This is a genomic window from Bacteroides sp. AF25-38AC, from assembly GCF_003602995.1.
Taxonomy (GTDB): Bacteria; Bacteroidota; Bacteroidia; order Bacteroidales; family Bacteroidaceae; genus Bacteroides; species Bacteroides uniformis.
Genome location: NZ_QTMD01000093.1, coordinates 1 through 745, shown reverse-complemented (window position 1 = coordinate 745; position 745 = coordinate 1). Strand labels below are relative to the sequence as shown.

1 protein-coding gene is annotated in these 745 nt (G+C 37.4%); it reads left to right on the top strand.

Translation table 11 applies throughout. The features are described 5' to 3' along the window. Nucleotides 1-745: FAD-dependent oxidoreductase (locus DWY55_RS21860; protein WP_165859540.1), on the top strand; the 745-nt coding region annotated here is incomplete at both ends.

Here is a 745-nt window from a genome sequence, read left to right as displayed (position 1 = left end):
GTGATAAGAACGTTGCAATAATTGGTGGTGGACCCGTTGGACTGACTATGGCAAAATTATTACAGCAAAACGGCATAGACGTTTCAGTTTACGAAAGAGACAACGACCGAGAGGCAAGAATTTTTGGTGGAACCCTTGACCTACACAAAGGTTCAGGTCAGGAAGCAATGAAAAAAGCGGGATTGTTACAAACTTATTATGACTTAGCCTTACCAATGGGTGTAAATATTGCTGATGAAAAAGGCAATATTTTATCCACAAAAAATGTAAAGCCCGAAAATCGATTTGACAATCCTGAAATAAACAGAAATGACTTAAGGGCTATCTTGTTGAATAGTTTAGAAAACGACACGGTTATTTGGGATAGAAAACTTGTTATGCTTGAACCTGGTAAGAAGAAGTGGACACTAACTTTTGAGAATAAACCGAGTGAAACAGCAGATTTGGTTATTCTTGCCAATGGCGGGATGTCCAAGGTAAGAAAATTTGTTACCGACACGGAAGTTGAAGAAACAGGTACTTTCAATATACAAGCCGATATTCATCAACCAGAGATAAACTGTCCTGGATTTTTTCAGCTATGCAATGGAAACCGGCTAATGGCATCTCACCAAGGTAATTTATTATTTGCTAACCCCAATAATAATGGTGCATTGCATTTTGGAATAAGTTTTAAAACACCTGATGAATGGAAAAACCAAACGCAGGTAGATTTTCAAAACAGAAATAGTGTCGTTGATTTTCT